This window comes from Paenibacillus sp. FSL R7-0273, from assembly GCF_000758625.1.
Classification (GTDB): Bacteria; Bacillota; Bacilli; order Paenibacillales; family Paenibacillaceae; genus Paenibacillus_AQ.
In genome coordinates, this window is the sequence record NZ_CP009283.1 from 1,717,628 (window position 1) to 1,736,756 (window position 19,129).

Below are 19,129 nucleotides of genomic sequence, written 5' to 3' on the forward strand. Positions count from 1 at the left end.
AAGGAGCAGGAAGACCGGTAACGGTGTTTCCTGCTCCTTTTGATGCTGCTGCCAAAGCTCCATCATCCTTTTACCGAGCCCAGCAGCACCCCTTTAACAAAGAACCTCTGCGCAAACGGGTACAGAATAATCATGGGCAGAGAGGCGATAACCATTGCGGCCAGTTCAATCGTTCGTGCCGTGACGTTACCGACTCCGCCGGTATTATTAAGCAGATTGGCAACAGCGAGATTGGTGCCATTGTTCATGCTCATCATGTTCTCAACCGCACGGTTTGACTGAATGAGCCGCAGAATTAAGTACTGCAGTGTCTGCAGATCGGTAGACTGCGTATAGTAGAGCGTCGCTCCGTAATCATTCCAGATGTTGACGGCTGTAAAGACAGACAATGCGGCCAGTACGGGTTTGGATAAGGGCAGGACAATCTGGAAAAAGATGCGGTATTCGCTGGCCCCGTCCATTTTGGCGGATTCAAATAAAGCTTCCGGAATGCCCTTGTAGTTGGCGTTGAAAATAATGACATTCCAGAATCCGCCGAACAGGGCAGGGAGGATATAGACCCAGTAGCTGTCATATAATCCAAGCCAGTTCATCAGCATATAGGAAGGAATCAGGCCGCCGCTGAAATACATGCTGATGAAGCCGATCGTAATGTAAAAGGCCTTGCGCCGCAAATAGGGACGGGAGAAGGCATAGGCAAACATCGACGTATACAGAATGGATACGGCTGTAACAATTACAGTCCGCGAGGCTGTAATCCAGGCCGCGTACAGAATGCCCTGGTCCGACAATACCGCTTTCCAGCTGGCGAAAGTGAATTCCCGCGGCCAGAGGAACACAGGACCACGAAGTAAGTCTCCTCCGCTGTTAAATGAACTAATGACCGAAAACCAGAAGGGATACACGGTCATGATCATGAGCAGGATCATTATAGCAATGGTTAAACCGTTAAACAGCCGCTCCCCGGCGTGGTTTCCGCCCACCATAAGCGATTTCCTCCTTAGAACAATCCGGTTTTAGTTATTTTGTTAGATACCCAGTTTGACCCGACCAGCAGGACCAGAGCAAAGACAGACTTTGTTAAACCGATCGCGGTCGCAGACGAAAATTGAAAATTGAGAAGTCCGGTCTGATAAACATACGTATCGATAACCTGGCTGGCAGGCAGATTTAGCGTATTCTGCAAGACATAAATCTGGGTAAAGTTGTTATTCAGCATGCCGCTGACAGCGAAAATAATAAGCACCATCAGTGTCGGAAGAATACCTGGTATCGTTACATGGAGCATTCGTTTAAAACGACCTGCGCCGTCGATTGCCGCCGCCTCATGCAGGCTCTGGTCCACTCCGGCCATTGCGGCCAGATACAGGATAGCACCCCAGCCGAGGTCCTTCAGCAGGCCCGTCGCAATGGCGACACCCCAGAAATATTTCGGATCAGCCAAAAATTGCAGAGGAGAGTCGATGAAGCCCAGTTGAAGCAGTACATAGTTAACGATGCCATCGCTGTTCAGCAGTGTAATAAATAACCCGCCGAATATGACCCATGACAGAAAATGCGGTAAATAAGTGACCGTCTGGACGACCGCCTTGAAGCGGGAATTGCGGATTTCATTGAGCAGCAGGGCAAACAGCAGGGTGCACGGAATGCTGACTGCTGCGCCAAGCAGGTTAATGCCCAGGGTGTTGCGGATCATTGGCCAGAACTGGAAATTGGTAAACAGTCTTTTGAAATGGGCCATCCCGTTCCAGTCCGCTGTAAAGATGCCTTTGACACCCATAACCGGCTCAAAATCTTTAAAGGCCATGAGCAGCCCGAACAGCGGTGTGAAATCGAACAGGAAGATCAGGAACACAGCGGGCAGCAGCATCGTTTTGAGCTCCAGCTGTGTGCGGAAGTCGTAGCCGAGCCTGAAGGATTTTTGCTTGCGGGATGCCTTATTCTTCTTCTTAGAAGAAGTTATTGGTTCGATCATCGCCATACCGTTTTCTTCCTCCAATCCGGCTTGCACCTGCCGCAGCTGTGCCGCCGCAGGCTCAAGCCTGTTTATCTTTGGTTCAGCTGCTTATCAGGAATTGATGCCCTTGGTATGAACACCGTATTCATCGCTTTTCTGCTGAATATACAGGTTGCGCTCGGCATCCAGCTTTTCAATCCCCAGCTTCTTCAACTGGTCAATCAGCTCATCGTACAGCCGGTTAAATTCATCATCTGTTTTGGACATCACAATCTTGGCAATTTGTGCTTCTTTATAAGCCTTGATCTGTGTTTCAATATTGGCGTTATCGCTGTTAGCAGGGAAGAGATCGGCTGGCAGTGACAGGGCGGAGCTGTCGTATATATGAGTCTCCTTATCCTTACCGTAGGCTGCCTGGACTTTATTGGCGGTAACGGCTTCCTTATCTGTTTCCTCAGTTGGAGGCTGCTGTACCGAATAAGAGAAGGTAGTGTGATGGAACGGCCAGATCGCACTGACGGCTGTATTCATATAATCTGCCGCGTCCTTCAGACCTTTTTCGGTTTTGACAAGCAGGCCTTTGTCGTCCAGAGTGTAATGCTCGCCTTCAAAGCCGTAAATATGCAGCATCATCCCTTCCTTGCTGGTCATATAACTGAGCCATTTAGCCAGCTTCTCAGGGTATTTGGTATCCTTGGAAATCAGAGTTTTCATCCAGCCGCCGCCGGCCCGTTGACTTTTATCCAATGTCGGAGCTTTGCCGCCAGCGGACAGGATGGGACCTGAAGACTGCCAGTAATCGTTAAGCTGGAATGAGGTATTGGCCGTATTTCCGATAAAGGTGAACACCCGGCCGGAGGCGACATCGGCTTTGACTGCGGCGTTGTCGACAGTCATCTGTCCCGGCTCAAAGTAACCGCTGCGCATGGACTGGTTCAGAAAAGACAAAGCGTCTTTAGTTTCAGGAGCAAGCAGCAGATCCCTATAGGTTCCGTCTTTATCGACAACCATTGCACCGAAGGTGTCCTGGAGGAACTTGAGAGTGGTGTCCTGATAGCCCTTACCGTCAACCAGCAGCGGAATCACCGGTGTGCCGTCCACCTTAAGGCCTTTGGCTTTGTCATATGCAGCCAGCAGCCCTTCTTCGGTACGGATATCCTCAAGTGTCATGCCGATCTGCTCCAGAATGCTGCCGTTTACCATAATGCCCAGATTGGAGGCATAATCCACCAGGTCAACGTAGAACTCACCGGAAGGCGGATAGACGCTGCGGGCATCTGCTGAATTGATATGGCTCGGGTAGGAATAGAAGCCGCCGTCACGCTCTTCAATCACTGCTTTTACGTCAGCCGGAAAGTCTTTAAGAATGTGGGATTCCGGATCGTATTTGGTCAGGAATTCTTCCAGGTCCCACACCTTGCCCGACTGGATCAGCTTCTTCACCATCACATCATTCGTAACTGTCAGCACATCAGGAAAATCCTTGCCGGATACGAGCATCAGATTCAGCTTCGTATCACCGTCCTGGGCCGGAATGTTGAATTCAAAGCTCAAGCCAGTTGCTTCTGAAATTGCGCCCTGCACTGACTTCGGATCTGTGTTCCAGGTGGCCGGCGGATTCCAGAAATCAATGCTGGAGAACCATACGGCCTGATCCAGCTTCCCGCTGTCCGCTCCGGCTGTATCCGGTAACGGTGATGCGGCATTGCCCGCATTACCGTCAGGAGAACCTGAGCCTCCGCATGCTGTAACCAAAAGTGATAAGGCCAATAAACCGCATAGTGCCAGTGGCTTCATTCTTTTCATTTCTCTTTAAACCTCCCCGTTTGTTGTAATGAGGCATAAGACAATTCTTATGCTAAACGTTCAGCCGTCCAGGGCATAGGGCTGGAGTTTGCTGTTTTGGTGTTTTGTTCACGGGTTAAATCCGCTTTCACAGTTTGCGGTATTTGCTTGGCGTTACACCGAAGTGTTTCTTAAACAGCTTGTTGAAATGGAAATAATCCTTATAGCCAATCCGCTGTACGATCTCGTGGATCGACAGCTCCGGGTCTGCGAGCAGCTGGCGGGCCAGCTGCAGACGTTTGGCAGTCACATAGTCCGAATACGTAGAGCCTGTTTCCCTCTTGACGAGGGCACTTGCATAGCCGGTGCTGAGGCGGAAGTTCCGGGCTACCTCGCTTAGAAGCAGATCTTCGGTAAAGCTGTCATCTATATAATCCAGCACCCGCTTGGCAAGCCCGCTCGGGCTAACAGCCGGTTCACCGGCTGCATTTTCAAAGCTGGCCCCAAGGCGGGCAAAAAGCTCTTCAGAGGTGCAGTGCTGACGGGCGATCGTTTCATAGGTTAACAGCTCCGGACCGGAGCTCCAAGAAGATTCATAGTACTTGTAATACAGGCTGACAATCTGATTGTAGGCAAAAGCCACCTGATCAGCCGGCAGCAAATGAGTCCGGCATATGGAAGCTATAAGCGAGATATCCGAGGTGATATCATCCTGGCTTTGTTCCTTGATAGACACTTCCAGTCTAAGCAGCATTTTACGCAGTTCAGCAGGGGGCAGAACAGGCTTGTAGCGCAGCACATTCTCTGCCCGGTAAAAGGCCGAGCTGTATAGAGCAATGTCAGCTTCCTGATGAAGGCGGGAAAGCGGGGAGTCAAGCAGTCCCAGGCTGCTGATGCCGGTCCATTCCGCAGCTTGCAGATGCTCTGAAATGTAAGTCAGTAAATCAAGCGGATGGTTATCCTCGTCATAATTGATAAGAATGGACAGCTTATTCTGTCCCGTACGCATACGGAGCTCGTGAAGCTGTCCCGCGTCTGCAGGACTGGTTAGGGCCGGCCAGTCCGGGGAGACCTCCGGGAACAGGCAGTTGATGAAGCGGAAGTGGGGGAAGCTGGCCGGTATCCGCCTGCTTTCAATGAAGCCTGCAATGCTCACACTGTTATCCGGATCAAGCAGCTCGAACAGGTCATCCAGAAAAAGATCCAGGCTGCTGTCGGACTGCTCCCTGGCATCCAGAAATTCTCCTACCCGTTTAGCCGCATCCTCCAGCTGGTCCTGCTCCACCTGCTTGAGCAGATAATCAAAAGCACCGTGGCGGATTGCCTGCTGGGCATAGCTGAAATCCGCATATCCGCTGATCAGCACAACCTGCGTGGGAAGTCCGCTCCTTTTAATATTTTCAAGCAGTTCAAGGCCGTCCAGTCCGGGCATGCGGATATCGGAAATAACCAGCTCAGGCTGTTCCTGCATCACCTGCTGCCATGCACTGGCTCCGTCATAGGCTTCTCCGATAATCCTGAAGCCGAGACGCTCCCAGTCAATCAGCCGGGATATGCCATAGGCAACCCAAGGCTCGTCATCGACGATTAATACTTTTCTCATGTTAGTCGGCCTCCGTCTCATCTAAAGGAATATGAATGGGAAAATCCAGCGTGACAATTGTGCCTTGAACAGGGCCGGCCTCAATCTTAAGCGCTGCCTGTCCGCCGTAAAACAGCTTAAGCCGGCGGAAGCTGTTAGCGAGGCCGATTCCGGAGCCCTGCAGTCCTGTACGATGGTCGCCTGTAAGCTCAGCGTGCAGCAAAAAAGCCTGGAGCTGTTCCAGCTTGTCGTCACGGAATCCGATCCCGTCATCTGCGACGACAGCCCGGATGAAGTCTGAATGAACGCTATGCAGCGTAACGGTAACCGTGCCGGGTCCGATTTTACGCTCCAGCCCGTGGAAGACAGCGTTTTCAACCAATGGCTGAAGCAGCAGCTTAAGTGTTCTCACCTCGGTTAAGGACTCTTCCACCTCAAAGCGGATCGTGATTTTACCTCTGAAACGAAAGTCAATAATACGGGCATATTCCTGCATATGTGCAATCTCTTCACGTATCGTAACAAAGTTATCCCCTTTAACGGAATACCGGAACAGCCTTGATAAGGAGGAGGTAATTTCAGCGATGTCACCTACCTTGTGGTAAAGGGATAAGGCCCGGATGCTTTCCAGTGTATTGTATAAAAAGTGGGGATTGATCTGATTCCGGTAAGCGGTGATCTCCATCTGCTTGCGGTCCAGCTCGGATTCGTACATTTTCCGCTGCGCATTCTGCACATCATTTCCCAGCTGTACAATCGAATCCAGCATATGATTGATGCTTGTGCCCAGCACGCCAATTTCATTATGGTAGCTGTTATGGAACCGGGCTTGTCCTCCCCTGCGCGCATATGAATTTACGAAATCCAGCAGGGCGCGTACGGGGCGCAGCAGCTGGAAATAGAACAGCAGCAGAAACAGCAGGAACACCAGTGAAATCACGGCATAAGCAACAACATTCAGCCGTTTGACCAGATCCAGCTCTGACAGAAGCTCGGCACGGGGGATGTCACTGACAATTTTCCAGCCGTTGGCCAGTGTCTTCTTGAGCACAATATACTCCTTGCCGGAGCTGTGCTGATCGACATCTGCCAGCACGCGGGAATCCGGTCCGTCAGAGCCGGTTATAATGCGGTCCCGCTCATCGGTCAGGAACAGGCGCGAATGCTCGGTCAGCTTCGATTTGCCTAAGACCGAGGTGAAATTTTTGACGTCCATATAAAATACGCACATACCGCGGTAGTCCTTAAGTACACGGTTATTCTGCAAATTGTACACAGGTACTGAAATGGTATAGAAGGTTCTGCCGGCCTGGTCAGAGGTGCCCAGCTCATATTTAATTTCATCTGCTGATCTTTGCTGCACTGGAGCAAAGGGTTTGCCGATACTGGTGGCGAGCTCCCCTTCCCGGTTGTAGAGCTGGATGCCCATTACCTCTTCCTTCAGGGCCAGTGTACTGGAGAACTCGGCAATGATCTCCGGATTCATCAGAATCTTCGTGAGCGGATCATCGCTGCTTAAGTAATTTTGCAAGATGGTGCTGTAAAGCAGAGAGTAAGAGATCCCGTCCATATCCTTAAAAAAGTTGGCCAGCGTCTCCTCTACCTGGAGCACGATTTTGTCAGCTGAGTCTGCGACCTGCTTCTCTACCGTACGCTCTGCAATTTTATTAGAAACAGCGAATGATACCAGCACGATAATAAACGTTACTCCGATCAAGTAGACCAGCTGTCTGAACAAGCCTACATTGTGAAATGGATTGCGCATTGGTTCCCTCCCGGCTTGTTCTTTGTCCATAACAGCATTCTGCAAAACTTAAGTGTTCGTTCAGTCTTCAATGCCTTTTGTTGTGCCTGGACCGCTTCTCAGGCTCGACGGATTATAGCCCTTGACCGACTTGAATACCCGGTTGAAGGTTCTAAGGTTGTTGAAGCCGCACTCCAGTGCGATGTTCGTGATGGAGTCACGGGTGGAGCGGATCTGCTCCTCGGCCGCATCCACGCGGATGGCATCCAGATATTGCTTGAAATTGGTGCCGGCCAGGCTCTTGAACAACCGGCAGAAATGAAAGGTGCTGAGATTGAAAGCCTGCGCTGTTTCAGCAAGGGTTAAAGGGCTGGTGTAGTTCGACTGCAGATAATCAATAATGCTCTGCATAGTCTTTAAGCTGGCCAGCCGCCTGCTTTCTTGCTCGGCATCCAGCGGGGTACGCGGAATATGGCGCTGCAGCAGCGCGAACAGCTCCATTGTTTTAGCGGTGATACACATCCGGGAAAAGGGTTCGTTTACCTGCATTTCAGCATAGATCACGTCGATAATCGTCTTCAGGCTGTCCAGCAATCCGGGATGAAGACCCCGCTCACGGACAATAGCGTCAGTGAAGAAAGAGCTGCTGAACCGGATATCCGGGGGACTGGCTGCATAGCTGCCAAGAACACCGGGCTGAAAGACCAGAATATAGAACGTAGCCCCATCCAGACTATCGTACCAGTGAATATCCCCGCTGCAGCATACAGCTGCCTCCCCCTGGTTCAGGAGGTGAGTCTCCTGATTGATTCCAAACCGTATATCGCCTTCTATAACGAAAACGATTTCAATATCCGAATGCCAATGGGCGTGAAAGGAGAACAGCTTGTTCTCATGCCTGTAAATGCGCAGAGGGAGGTCAGCGGGATAAGAGCGTAATTCATAAAAAGCCTTCACGACAGGAAGCCTCCTCACTTCTGTATGTGCCGCCGCCAAGCCAAATGAGTATTGAGCAATTTCTGACTGCAAATGAGCAATTAATGGCTTTCTGGCAGTGATGGCCGGGAGCTATAATGTGACTCATTCCCGGACAATCACAACTATTTTATCATAGAAGGAAGTGGAGTCATTGTACAAAAATGGGGAGGACTTCTCGAGTGCGGTAGACGGTACTACAGGAACGCCGCTGGGGGGCTTCGGAGCAGGTGCAGTCAAATTTTGCGCCCACAACGGAACCTTTGCCGCAGTCACACAAGCGCCGGCCGATCAGAATGATTACAGCTCTATGGGCAGCACAAGAATGCAGTTCTATTCATACCGGGGCGGAAGCATTGAAACCGTAGATACCCTTAAGGCTTACTGCAGCAACGGACGTTATGAGGATGATGCGGTCTGGCCGGTCCATAGGGTCAGCTTCGGTACGGTTCAAGCTATCTGGATACATATGACTGCATTTTCGCCGCTGGACCGCCTGAACCCGGAGCTGATGAGCATGCCTTACGCTTTTTATGAGCTTGTTCTGGTGAATCGCGCCGATACTGAAGCAATAGCCGCTTGTTCCTTTCAGGTAGAGCTGCAATCCGGCCCGTCCGTCTACACAAAAGGAAAAGGCTTCGCAGCAAAACAATGGGCCGTTTATGCCGCCAGCAGCGATCCGGCAGCGGTGATCAGCTGCGGCGGGGATGACAGCCTCTTTATCAGCCATGGGGAATATACGGGACAGCCTGAAGCTACCCTTAACAAGGTTGCTGTTAAAGTAAACCTGGCCCCGCAGGAGACGAAGACGCTGCGTTTTGTACTGGCCTGGTATGATGATACCGATCCGGAACGCGCCTATTATTTGAACAGGTATGACAATCCCGGTGATATTGCACAGCTGGGCTTAGACCATTTTGATAGTCTCAAGGCTAATGCAGAGGAGCTTGTTCACCGGATGCGCCGGTCCAATCTGCCTCCATGGCTCCTGAATCAAACCTTGAATACGCTCGCAAATATATCGAATAACTCCATGTATAAAAAAGACGGGAGAGTCGCTTTTGCAGAAGGGGAATGGACCTGCTTCGGTACGATGGACCAGATGTGGCATGCGCGGCAGATCATCAATCAGCTGATTCCCTCCTTCGCCTGGCAGGAGCTGCAGTATTGGGCCAGAACCCAGAAGGATAACGGGCAAATCCACCATGACTTCAACAGCGGCGGACCGGACAAGTCCGTATTGGTGGACTGGGATGATAAGGATCACAAGGATTACAGGGAGATCAGCAAATGGGTGGATTTGAACTGCGGCTTTATTATTTCGGTCTTTGAAACCTTCCGTGCCACCGGAGATACGGAGCAGCTGGATTTCTTCTGGCCTTACGTCAGGAAGGCGGGGGAGCGGATTCTGGAGCAGGTGGAGCTCTATGGCAGCGCTGAGTACCCGTATACCTTTGACGAATCAGAGAACTCATATGATGCAGGCGGCGACCCGAACCCGTATAATGCCAGTCTTTCTGCAGTTGCCTACCGGATTATGATCAGGCTTGCTGAGATGAACGGTGAAGCCGGGCTGGCTGAGGTATACCGCATGAGTTATGAAACAGCGGCAGCTTCATACCGGGCCCGTTATTTGCAGGATGCCCTGCCTGCAGGGCGAGGCTGTGAATCCTATTTTGCCGGACAATGGCTGTCTCTGCACCTGCAGCTCGGTGAAATATGGCCGGCGCCGGAAACGGATGCTGTACTGGAGAGGCTGGACAGCTATTACCATCCCTATTATTGGGGGCTGGGCAATCTGGGCGGGACCTATAACGAATGGACCCCGTATATTCTTGTTCACTATGGCGGGCTGCTGCTTCAGACCGGAAGAACCGGCGAATGGGCAGCCATGCAGAAGGATGCCTATAACAGGCAGTACAACAACAGGAATTATGTATTTAATCATCCGCTGGATATCCTGCCGGCGGCGGTGGAGTTCAATTATACCGCTACTGCGGTCTCCGGGGATAAGCAGTATATCAGCATGCCGGGAATCTGGCGGAACTATTACGATATCGTAGGCTTCCACCGTGACAGGCATACGAAGGAGCTGTGGCTGAAGCCGGTTATTCCGGAGGAGCTGGAGCATGAGCTGAAGGAAGCCATGTTTGTCACCCCGGAAGGCTACGGGTCCGTCAACTGCAGAGAGAGCGGGGAGCTCCGGCACAATAAAGAGATCACCGTAAGGTTCGATCAGCCTGTTGAAGTAAGCATCATACATCTTGCCGATCCTTACGGGGCGGAAGTGACGGTGACAGTTAACGGGGAGAATACTCCATTTACCCGTTCCGGTACCGGATATGCCAGGGAGCTGCTGATCGAATGGAACGGCACGATTGACAGCACAGGGCTTACCATAGCTGCAGCCGGAAGCCCCGGGGTCAAGCCGCCCCGGCTGCCGGAGAAACCATCCACCGGTGCCGGCGGCGTGAAGCCCTCGGCGCTCCGGAGCGCTTACCGTTATATTGAAGCTGAGAGCGCGGATGAAACGGCGGGAGTAAGCCTGGTGACCCCTGTCGGGGGGACGTGGTATGTAACCGACTGCCATAATTTTGATTATATCCGGCACGATAACGTGGTATTTGATGAGGTTGGCTCCAGGACCTTCAAGGCAAAGGTATCCGGTATAGCCCGTCATTCCAAGCTTGAGATTGTGCTGGACAGCGTGGGAGGGGAAGTCATCGGTACTTGCCCTGTTCCGCAAACCGGGGATGATATGTGGCAATATGTGAGCTGCCCGATTGCCAGAACGACCGGTACCCATAGTGTTATTCTGAAATTTTATGGGAATTCAGAGGACAATCTGCTTCATCTGGATAAGTATAAGTTTGTGCAGGACGACGGTCGGCTGGACCGCTCGGGCTGGTCGGCTGTTGCCTCCCGAAACGGCCTTAATGCCTATGCCGTCCTGGAGGAGGGCACTGCGGCAGGCTGGAGAGCCTCATATCAGGCTGACGGGATTCAGCTCGTTGTGGATATGGCGGAGGAGCAGTGCTTCAACAGAATCACAATTGATCAGGATACCGGAGATAACCCCGGCGGCTTCCGGCTGTATGTTTCGGAGGACGGTGTACATTACGGGGAAGCTGTTGCAGAAGGGACCGGTCAGGGAAAGGCAGGACAGACAGAAATCCTCTTTCCGCAGCAGAAGGGCCGGTTTATCAAGCTGGCTCTGGCCGATCCTGAGGACCGGGTATGGACGATGTATGAGCTGAATGTCTGGAGCCACGGCTAATCCCAAATATAAAGAACTTTAATTAGCCGCAGCAGTCCTCATCTTAATAAGGTGGGGACTGCTTGTGGGATACAGGGAAAATCAGTAAAATGTCAAAGAGGTTATCTGAAGTATATTGTGTGAAATGCCATAAGCTGGGATGATAAAGGTTGCCTGGGGATTATGATCTGCTCTACAGAATGGATGTCAGGAGGAATAGAGTTGAGCAAATACTTGCTGAAGCTGCTTGCGTATAGTCTGGTGCTGGGCATTCTGCCTACGATCATTATCGGCTTTGCCTCCTACTCTACAGCTTCAAGGGATATGGAGACGAAGGTCAAGGAAATGAATATGCAGTGGCTGGATCAGACGCAGATGCGTGTCGAGCAGATTCTCAGAACTACAGAGAAATCGGCTACCCAGTTTGCCAATTCCTCGCTCGTCAGGGAATCCATAAGCAGCCCGTTATCTTCATATAACTTTGAGGCCGTCCGCCAGCTAACCAAGGAGCTGTATAACCTGCAGTCAAGTGATGCCATTATTACGCAGGCGCACCTGGTCAGCCTGGAGCAGAACTGGGCGCTCAACCTGAATGTTATGAAGCCGCTGGATCAGCTGGAGAACTATCAGGAATTTGTGGAAAATGCCAGACAGCCGAAGAGCATCTTCTGGTATACGGGGGTCTCGGCTTCCGGTACCGATGATTTATACGAACCTGTGGAAACGATTACATTAGTGCACAAAATCCCGATTCTGCCGCGGACCAATGAACCGCAGGGGCTGCTGGTCGTGAGCATTGTTTTATCTGAGGTCCAGGATGTCATGCAGTTGTCCTCGAACGTATCCAGCCGGAATTATATTCTGGACCGGACGGGGGCGGATATTCTGGCTGCCGGACCGGATAAGTCCAGATATGAAGAAATTAACAGCAAGGTGCTTGATCGGCTTAACTCCGATACCGAACGGCCGTCAGGAATATTGAATACGAAGCTGGACGGAAAAGAAGCAGCTGTCATGTACCGTTCCTCAGGCTATAACAGCTGGACCTATATTTCGGTGGTGGATATAGGGGAGATCAAAAAGGATACGCGGAAAATAGCCGGATTCACCATTCTGGTATGTCTGACTATCCTGCTGATTGTCGTTACTTTAGCTTTGTATGGAAGCCGCAGAATGTATCTGCCTATCCGTAATCTGCTGAAGGTGGCGCGGACCTACGGGGATTCCGATTCAGACCAGCGTACCCCGCGCAGCCGGGATGATCTTGAATATATCAAGTCAAGTTTTCAGTCGCTTGCCGGATCACGGGATCAGCTGGAGAAGCAGATGATGGGCCAGACCAGCCATCTGAAGGAATATTTCGTGTTAAAGCTGCTCACCGGCCAGATCAGCGAAAATGATTATTTATTCCGCTCAGACAAATACGGCTTTCCTGAAGGCTGGAGGAGCCTCGGGGTGCTTGCCCTGCAGATTGATAATCTGCAGGAGACCCGCTGCCGGGAAGAGGACCGTGAGCTGCTGCTGTATGCGATCAGCAATATCGCCCAGGAGGTGCTGCCTGCCTCGCTCCGTTTTCCGCCAATTACGCTGAACGGCTCTCAGGTTACGCTGATTGCTACAGATAAGGAAGACAGGGAGGCGGTTAGAAAGATTCTGTATGAGGCTGCAGAGTGTATCAAGCTAAATGCTGAGAAGGTGCTGCAGATTAAGGTGAGCATCGGAATCAGCAATCCGTATGTCCAGCTCACAGATACCGTCCATGCCTATGCGGAAAGCCTCAATGCCCTAAAGGCGCGGATCAGCCTGGGACCGGAAATGATCATTCATTACGGCGATACCGGCAACCATGCAGCAGACAGTCATTATGAATACTCTCATCTGAAAATTCTGGAGGACCGGGTAATCTACGCTATCAAGGAAATGCAGCCGGACAGCGCTTCTGAGCTGCTGGGCCAGTATCTGGACACCCTCGTCCATAAGGACCGCCCGCTGTATGAGCATCAGACTATGCTGCTGCAGCTGGCCTCCGGCATCCTGCGGATCGCCCAGGAGCAGGGAATTCCGGTCAAGCAGGTGCTGGAGGGTGAGAGCAGCCTCAGAAAGATTTTTCAGCTGCAGACCCGGGAGGAGATCATTCACTGGTTCGAATCCAGGCTGTTCAAGCCTCTGATCAGGCTGCTGTCTGACAGCTCCAAAATTCAGTACGTTAAAATTGCCGACAGGCTGGTGAATCTGATTCATGAGCAGTACGATCAGGATATTACCCTGGAAATGTACTCGAAGCTGCTGAGCTATCATCCGGTGTACCTGAGCCGTATTTTCAAGCGGGAGATTGGGGTCTCGTTCAGCGATTATCTGACGGACTACCGGATGAAGATGGCCAAGGAGATGCTGGAGACGACGGATATGAGGATAGCGGAAATCAGCGAGAAAATAAAATATAAAAATATCAGCTCTTTTATCCGCAGCTACAAGAAAACCTATCAGATTACCCCGGGCCAATACCGGGAGAATATGATGAATGGAGCCCAGGAATGAAAATAAATCTCTGCCGTGGTGCAGCTATCCTGATGTTGCCGGCTGTTCTTGCCGGCTGCGGGCCTGTGGACGGAAGCTCCAGGCAATCCGCCGGCCCGGCCCCGTTTCATCTGTCTATAGGTGCCACCCTGATCGGTGAGCTGCCGCCCAATAATAATGAAGTAGAGAAGGCTATTGAAGCTTATACGGACACCGAACTGCAGATCGACTGGATTCCGATGTCTGCTTATGATGACAAGCTTAGGCTGATGATTGCAGCAGGTGAGCTCCCTAAGCTGGTTAAGCTGGGCTATACACCGGACTATATAAGCACGATCAAAGCCGGCCAATTCTGGGAGCTCGGGCCGCTGCTGAAGGATTACCCCAATTTATCAGTGCTGGACAGCGAGTATTACAGTAACATCTCGGTGGAAGGGCGGATCTATGGCATCCCCATTGTCCGTGATCTCGGCCGGGCGACCATCCAGTACCGCCAGGACTGGTTCGATAAGCTGGGCCTGAAGGTTCCGGTTACGCTGGAGGACTGGTACACTGTCGTGCGCGCGATGACCTTGGAGGACCCTGACGGGAACGGAAAGCAGGATACCTACGGCATGGTGCTGGATAAAAGATACAACCAGGATGCCAGCTCGATGCTGACCCGGATTTCTGTATCCCAGGGCGGGCCGAACAAGTGGCTGGTGGAGAACGGCAGGTTTACCCCCGAATTCATGACCGGGACCTTTTATGAAACCATGCAATTATTCAGAAGGCTGTACGCGGAGAAGCTGATCAATTCTGATTTTGTAGTTATCGATAATAATGAAGCCTCCAGAATCTATGATTCAGGTCGTGCGGGCATCCAGATCTCCGGAGGAAACGTCCAGAGCTGGATGGATAAATTAATCAAGACAGTGCCGGACGCGAAGGTGGATGTAGCCTTTCTTGCCGGACCTGCAGGCAGCCGTCTGCCGGGTGAACCGGGCAATGCCGGATTCTTCGCAGTTCCCAAGGATTCTGTAAAAACACTGGAGGAGGTGAAGCAGATCCTCGAATTTCTCGACAAGCTGTTTGAGCCTCCGATGCAGACCGTAATTACAAGGGGAATTGAAGGCCGGCATTGGTCTGACCAGGGAGATTATGCCGAAATTACGGACCGCACGCTGGATCTGAGAGAGGTGAAGCCGTACAGGGATCTGCTGCCCAATCTGGCAGAGTATCAGCGTTCGATTAAGCCGGTCCGCCAGCCTGAGCTGTACCAGAAGAATCAGCAGATCGGCAAAATGAACAGGGAATATACCGTAGAGAATCCGGGCCTGACACTGGAGTCGGACACCTATAGAGAAAGAGGCAAGGAGCTGGAGACTATTATTCTGGATGCCCAGACCAAATTCATTATGGGCATGATTGATCAGGAGGGCTGGCGGGCGGAGCTGGCCAAGTGGCAGGCGGCAGGCGGCAATCAAATGTGTCTTGAATATGAGCAGGCCTACAGCAGCAGGGCGGCGGAATAACCGGCGGGTTGAGATCACCGATCTCAACCCGTTTTTTTGTTTATATCACGCTGTAGCCATGGTTATCTGGAGTCAACGGTAAAGGATATATGAAGGCTATTGGAGGCTTCGGCATTCCTGTTAACCCTTATGGACAGCGGCCGGACAGCCGAAGCGGTCAACAGGTTGCCCCAGCCTTATAGCCGGTCACGGCAAACTGAAATAAGATGGGGCCAGAAACCAAACAGGACCATAAGGAGGTTACAAAAGGTGAAGCAGAATGTCTCAACTTCTGCAGGAACGCCCGGCATTAAAGCCCCCAGAGGCAAGGCGGGTACCCTGCTGCGGGATATTATCCGGGACAAGTGGCTGTATCTGATGCTGCTGCCCGGTGTCATCTATTTCATTATCTTTAAGTACGTCCCGATGTACGGGGTATCGATGGCTTTTATGGATTATAAGCCGTACACCGGTTTTCTGGGCAGCCCTTGGGTGGGCCTCAAGCATTTTGAACGGTTTTTCTCGGAGCCGCAGTTCGGCATGCTGTTCCGCAATACGGTTATTCTGGCGGTCTACAATCTGGTGTTCTTTTTCCCGATGCCGATTATCCTCTCTCTTATGCTTAATGAGGTTAGAAGGGCCAAGTTCAAAAATTTCGTGCAGACCCTGATCTACATTCCGCACTTTGTCTCCTGGGTCGTGGTTGTCGGGATCTTCTATATTCTGCTAACAACGGAGAATGGCATTCTGAATGAGCTGCTTTACCGGATTACCGGCGAAAAAATAGCCTTCCTGCTGGAAGCGGAATGGTTCCGGACGATGATTATCACCCAATCGATCTGGAAGGAAATCGGCTGGGGAACGGTTATTTTCCTGGCTGCCCTCGCCGGTGTCGATCTGCAGCAGTATGAAGCAGCACGGATTGACGGGGCCAGCCGCTGGCGCCAGCTGTGGCATATTACACTGCCGGCGATACGCAGCACAATCATCATCCTGTTTATTCTGCGGCTGGGCAACTTCCTGGATTCCGGGTTTGAGCATATCTTCCTGATGATTACGCCGACCAACCGCGAGGTGGGGGAAGTATTCGATACCTACGTGTATACCAAAGGGATGACCCAGGCCCAGTACAGCTACAGTGCGGCGGTGGGATTGTTCAAATCGGCAGTAGGGCTGGTGCTGGTATTAGGGTCCAACTGGCTGGCCAAAAAATTCGGAGAAGAAGGGGTCTACTGAACCCGCTGCATGAACAAGGAACGGAGGAGGAGTATTCTACTATGCTTCAAGATAAAACCATCGGTAACCGGATTTTTGACATTATCAATTACACGCTGTTAATTCTGATCGCTCTGGTCTGCGTGCTGCCCTTTGTATATGTGCTGGCGGTTTCCTTTACCAGTCCGGCAGAAGTCGCCAAGGGCGGGTTAATTCTGTGGCCGAAGGAATGGTCACTGGCCTCGTACCGGTATATTTTCTCAACGGATACGCTGTTCCGCAGCATGCTGGTGTCCATCTATATTACGGTAGTGGGGACCTTCATCAATCTGCTGTTCACTTCACTTATGGCCTATCCGCTGGCAAAAGCAACACTCAGGGGCCGCCAGTTTATTCTGCTTGCTGTACTGTTCACCATGCTGTTCGGCGGGGGCATGATTCCTACATACTTCGTGGTCAAGGCGATGGGGCTGACGAACAGCCTGTGGTCGCTGATGATCCCGAATGCGATCAGTGCCTTTAACCTGATTGTGCTTAAAAATTTCTTTCAGCAGATTCCTGACGGCCTGGAGGATTCGGCACGGATCGACGGCTGCACTGATGTAGGCGTGCTGTTCCGGATTGTGCTTCCGCTCTCGATGCCGGCGATGGCTACCTTTGGCCTGTTTTATGCGGTCGGTCACTGGAACCAGTTCTTCAGCGCCATTCTGTATATCAACGACAGCAGGCTGTACCCGATTCAGGTGCTGCTCCGCCAGATCGTTATTTTAGCGCAAGGCAGCATTGGTGACACCTCGATTGACAACATAGAGATTCAGCCGCTGACCATAAGGATGGCCGTCATCGTGTTTGCTACCGTTCCTATTCTGCTGGTCTATCCGTTCCTCCAGAAGCATTTTGCCAAAGGGGTAATGCTCGGATCGGTTAAGGGCTAAGAGGGCTAAAGATGCTTGAAAGGCAATGAACAGGCTATGAATGCCTGTAGCTCCTGATAAACGGGCGTTACAGGCTTACCATAGAAATTTCTACAACCGGAGGGGTTAGGTTAATGAAGAAAAGAATGGCGTTACTAATGGGAGGCGCGTTACTGGCCACATCTGTATTGTCGGCATGCGGCAGCAATAATGAGCAGAACGCGGCGGGCGGCAATACGGATGCGGCTAAAGGTAACACGAATGCACCTGCTGTGGAGGACACTTCACCGCTGGAGCTGTCCATTGCCGTACACCAGGCCGCTGAGGCGCCTGCCAAGGGAAATCCGATGGAGCAGGCTATTGAGAAATATACAAATACCAAGCTCAGCTTCCAGTGGATTCCGAATTCGGGCTATGACGAAAAAATTAACGTTATGATTGCCTCGGGAGAGCTTCCCAAGATCCTGAAGGTCAGCTATGTTCCAACCATTATCAGTGCCATGCAGGCTGATGTTTTCTGGGAGATTGGACCTTATCTGAAGGATTATCCGAACCTTGCTGCCCAGCCTGAGACTTATTATAACAATATTAAAGTTGACGGAAAGCTATATGGACTACCGGTATTCCGCAGTGTAGGCCGCGCTGTTCTGCAGTACCGCAAGGACTGGTTCGATGAATCCGGCCAGAAGGTTCCGAAGACGCTGGATGAGTGGTATAACGTGCTGAAGGCTGTTGCGGAGAATGACCCGGACAAGAACGGGAAGAAGGATACGTACGGAATGATGCTGGATAAGAATTACAATCAGGGCGTCGCTTCGACCTTAACCAGATTTTCAGTTATGCAGGGCGGGCCGAATAAATGGGAGGCAGATGAGCAAGGAAACTTCACTCCTGAGTTCATGACCGATGTATTTAAGGATACTCTGGATTTATTCAGACAGCTGTACGCCGAGAAGCTGATCAATCAGGATTTTGCTGTAACCGATGCCCAGACCATCGATAAGGCATATGAAGCAGGCCGGGTAGCGATGCGCATCTCCGGGGGCAATGCCCAGACCATGCAGACCAATCTGGTGAAGGTTGTGCCTACCGCCGTTATGGATGCGGTTGCACTGGAAGGGCCTGGCGGAATCCGTGTTCCTGCCGAGAGCGGAAATGCCGGAATATTAGTATTGCCGAAATCCTCTGTTCAGGATGAAGCGGAAATGAAGCGGGTGATGACGTTCCTCGATCAGCTGCTCGACAAGGAAATGGTCAATCTGATCAATAAAGGGATCGAAGGGACGCATTATTCAGTAGAAGGCGATCATACCCTTCCGCTGGATAAGGATGCCGATGCCAAGGAAGTGAAGCCTTACCGGGATACACTGCTTCAGCGCGGAGAGTCCTATAACATGGATAAGCCGATGAAGCAGACAGAGCTGTTCCAGAAGAACAATAAAATCGTATCAGACAACGAACAATATGTGGTGTCCAATCCGGCCCTTACGCTGATCTCGAATACCTATACAGAGCGCGGAAGCGAGCTTGAGCAGCTGATTACGGACGCGGAAACCAAATATATCATGGGCAAAATTGATGAAGTAGGCTGGAACGCCGAAATTGAGAAATGGAAGCAGGCCGGCGGCAGCAGCCTGATGGAAGAGTATAAGGAAGCTTATCTGAAAAACAAATAACAATTGCCGGCCGTA

Annotated in this window: 12 protein-coding genes; 6 read left to right on the forward strand and 6 right to left on the reverse strand. The window is 51.5% G+C overall.

All coding sequences use genetic code 11. From position 1 onward, the window contains the following. Positions 1-62: 62 nt before the first annotated feature. From R70723_RS07490 to R70723_RS07515, 6 genes are all read right to left on the reverse strand, one after another. Positions 63-986 carry a carbohydrate ABC transporter permease gene (locus R70723_RS07490; protein WP_039871024.1) on the reverse strand — a complete coding sequence of 308 codons (924 nt, stop codon included), beginning with the start codon at positions 984-986 and terminating at the stop codon, positions 63-65. Between the two features lie 14 nt (positions 987-1,000). Further along, positions 1,001-1,999 (reverse strand): ABC transporter permease, encoded by a 999-nt coding sequence (locus R70723_RS07495; protein WP_231574839.1) that lies wholly within the window; start codon positions 1,997-1,999, stop codon positions 1,001-1,003. 69 nt (positions 2,000-2,068) lie between these two features. Beyond that, complete coding sequence (locus R70723_RS07500; RefSeq protein ID WP_039871026.1) at positions 2,069-3,763, reverse strand: extracellular solute-binding protein; 1,695 nt, start codon at positions 3,761-3,763, stop codon at positions 2,069-2,071. Positions 3,764-3,890: 127 nt separating this feature from the next. Continuing rightward, the gene (locus R70723_RS07505) at positions 3,891-5,345 is read right to left on the reverse strand and encodes a response regulator transcription factor (protein ID WP_039871029.1); all 1,455 of its coding nucleotides are present in this window, start codon (positions 5,343-5,345) and stop codon (positions 3,891-3,893) included. A gap of 1 nt (position 5,346) precedes the next feature. Continuing rightward, the gene (locus R70723_RS07510) at positions 5,347-7,089 is read right to left on the reverse strand and encodes a sensor histidine kinase (protein ID WP_039871031.1); all 1,743 of its coding nucleotides are present in this window, start codon (positions 7,087-7,089) and stop codon (positions 5,347-5,349) included. A 60-nt stretch (positions 7,090-7,149) separates the two neighbouring features. After that, positions 7,150-8,025 carry an AraC family transcriptional regulator gene (locus R70723_RS07515; protein ID WP_039871033.1) on the reverse strand — a complete coding sequence of 292 codons (876 nt, stop codon included), beginning with the start codon at positions 8,023-8,025 and terminating at the stop codon, positions 7,150-7,152. A 172-nt stretch (positions 8,026-8,197) separates the two neighbouring features. On the opposite strand from R70723_RS07515, the gene R70723_RS07520 reads away from it, so the two are divergent. The 6 genes from R70723_RS07520 to R70723_RS07545 all read left to right on the forward strand — a co-directional run bounded on the left by R70723_RS07520 (position 8,198) and on the right by R70723_RS07545 (position 19,114). Continuing rightward, positions 8,198-11,320 carry a carbohydrate-binding protein gene (locus R70723_RS07520; protein WP_052421219.1) on the forward strand — a complete coding sequence of 1,041 codons (3,123 nt, stop codon included), beginning with the start codon at positions 8,198-8,200 and terminating at the stop codon, positions 11,318-11,320. 201 nt (positions 11,321-11,521) lie between these two features. Beyond that, positions 11,522-13,837: a helix-turn-helix domain-containing protein gene (locus R70723_RS07525; RefSeq protein ID WP_144027030.1), complete on the forward strand. Its 2,316-nt coding sequence runs from the start codon at positions 11,522-11,524 to the stop codon at positions 13,835-13,837. Beyond that, on the forward strand, positions 13,834-15,330 hold the full coding sequence (locus tag R70723_RS07530) for an extracellular solute-binding protein (protein ID WP_039871035.1): 1,497 nt from the start codon (positions 13,834-13,836) through the stop codon (positions 15,328-15,330). Before R70723_RS07525 ends, R70723_RS07530 begins: the two co-directional genes overlap by 4 nt. Before the next feature lie 288 nt (positions 15,331-15,618). Then, positions 15,619-16,545 carry an ABC transporter permease gene (locus R70723_RS07535; protein ID WP_047171351.1) on the forward strand — a complete coding sequence of 309 codons (927 nt, stop codon included), beginning with the start codon at positions 15,619-15,621 and terminating at the stop codon, positions 16,543-16,545. Positions 16,546-16,586: 41 nt separating this feature from the next. Then, entirely contained in the window at positions 16,587-17,459 is an 873-nt protein-coding gene (locus R70723_RS07540) for a carbohydrate ABC transporter permease (protein ID WP_039871039.1), read from the forward strand. Between the two features lie 113 nt (positions 17,460-17,572). Then, on the forward strand, positions 17,573-19,114 hold the full coding sequence (locus tag R70723_RS07545; protein ID WP_039871040.1) for an extracellular solute-binding protein: 1,542 nt from the start codon (positions 17,573-17,575) through the stop codon (positions 19,112-19,114). Positions 19,115-19,129 lie beyond the last annotated feature (15 nt).

What these genes read in the sequence shown, in the direction of transcription:
- R70723_RS07490 (WP_039871024.1), bottom strand. Translation starts at nt 986, where the DNA reads ATGGTGGGCGGAAACCACGCCGGGGAGCGGCTGTTTAACGGTTTAACC.
- R70723_RS07500 (WP_039871026.1), bottom strand. Translation starts at nt 3,763, where the DNA reads ATGAAAAGAATGAAGCCACTGGCACTATGCGGTTTATTGGCCTTATCA.
- R70723_RS07505 (WP_039871029.1), bottom strand. Translation starts at nt 5,345, where the DNA reads ATGAGAAAAGTATTAATCGTCGATGACGAGCCTTGGGTTGCCTATGGC.
- R70723_RS07510 (WP_039871031.1), bottom strand. Translation starts at nt 7,089, where the DNA reads ATGCGCAATCCATTTCACAATGTAGGCTTGTTCAGACAGCTGGTCTAC.
- R70723_RS07530 (WP_039871035.1), top strand. Translation starts at nt 13,834, where the DNA reads ATGAAAATAAATCTCTGCCGTGGTGCAGCTATCCTGATGTTGCCGGCT.
- R70723_RS07540 (WP_039871039.1), top strand. Translation starts at nt 16,587, where the DNA reads ATGCTTCAAGATAAAACCATCGGTAACCGGATTTTTGACATTATCAAT.
- R70723_RS07545 (WP_039871040.1), top strand. Translation starts at nt 17,573, where the DNA reads ATGAAGAAAAGAATGGCGTTACTAATGGGAGGCGCGTTACTGGCCACA.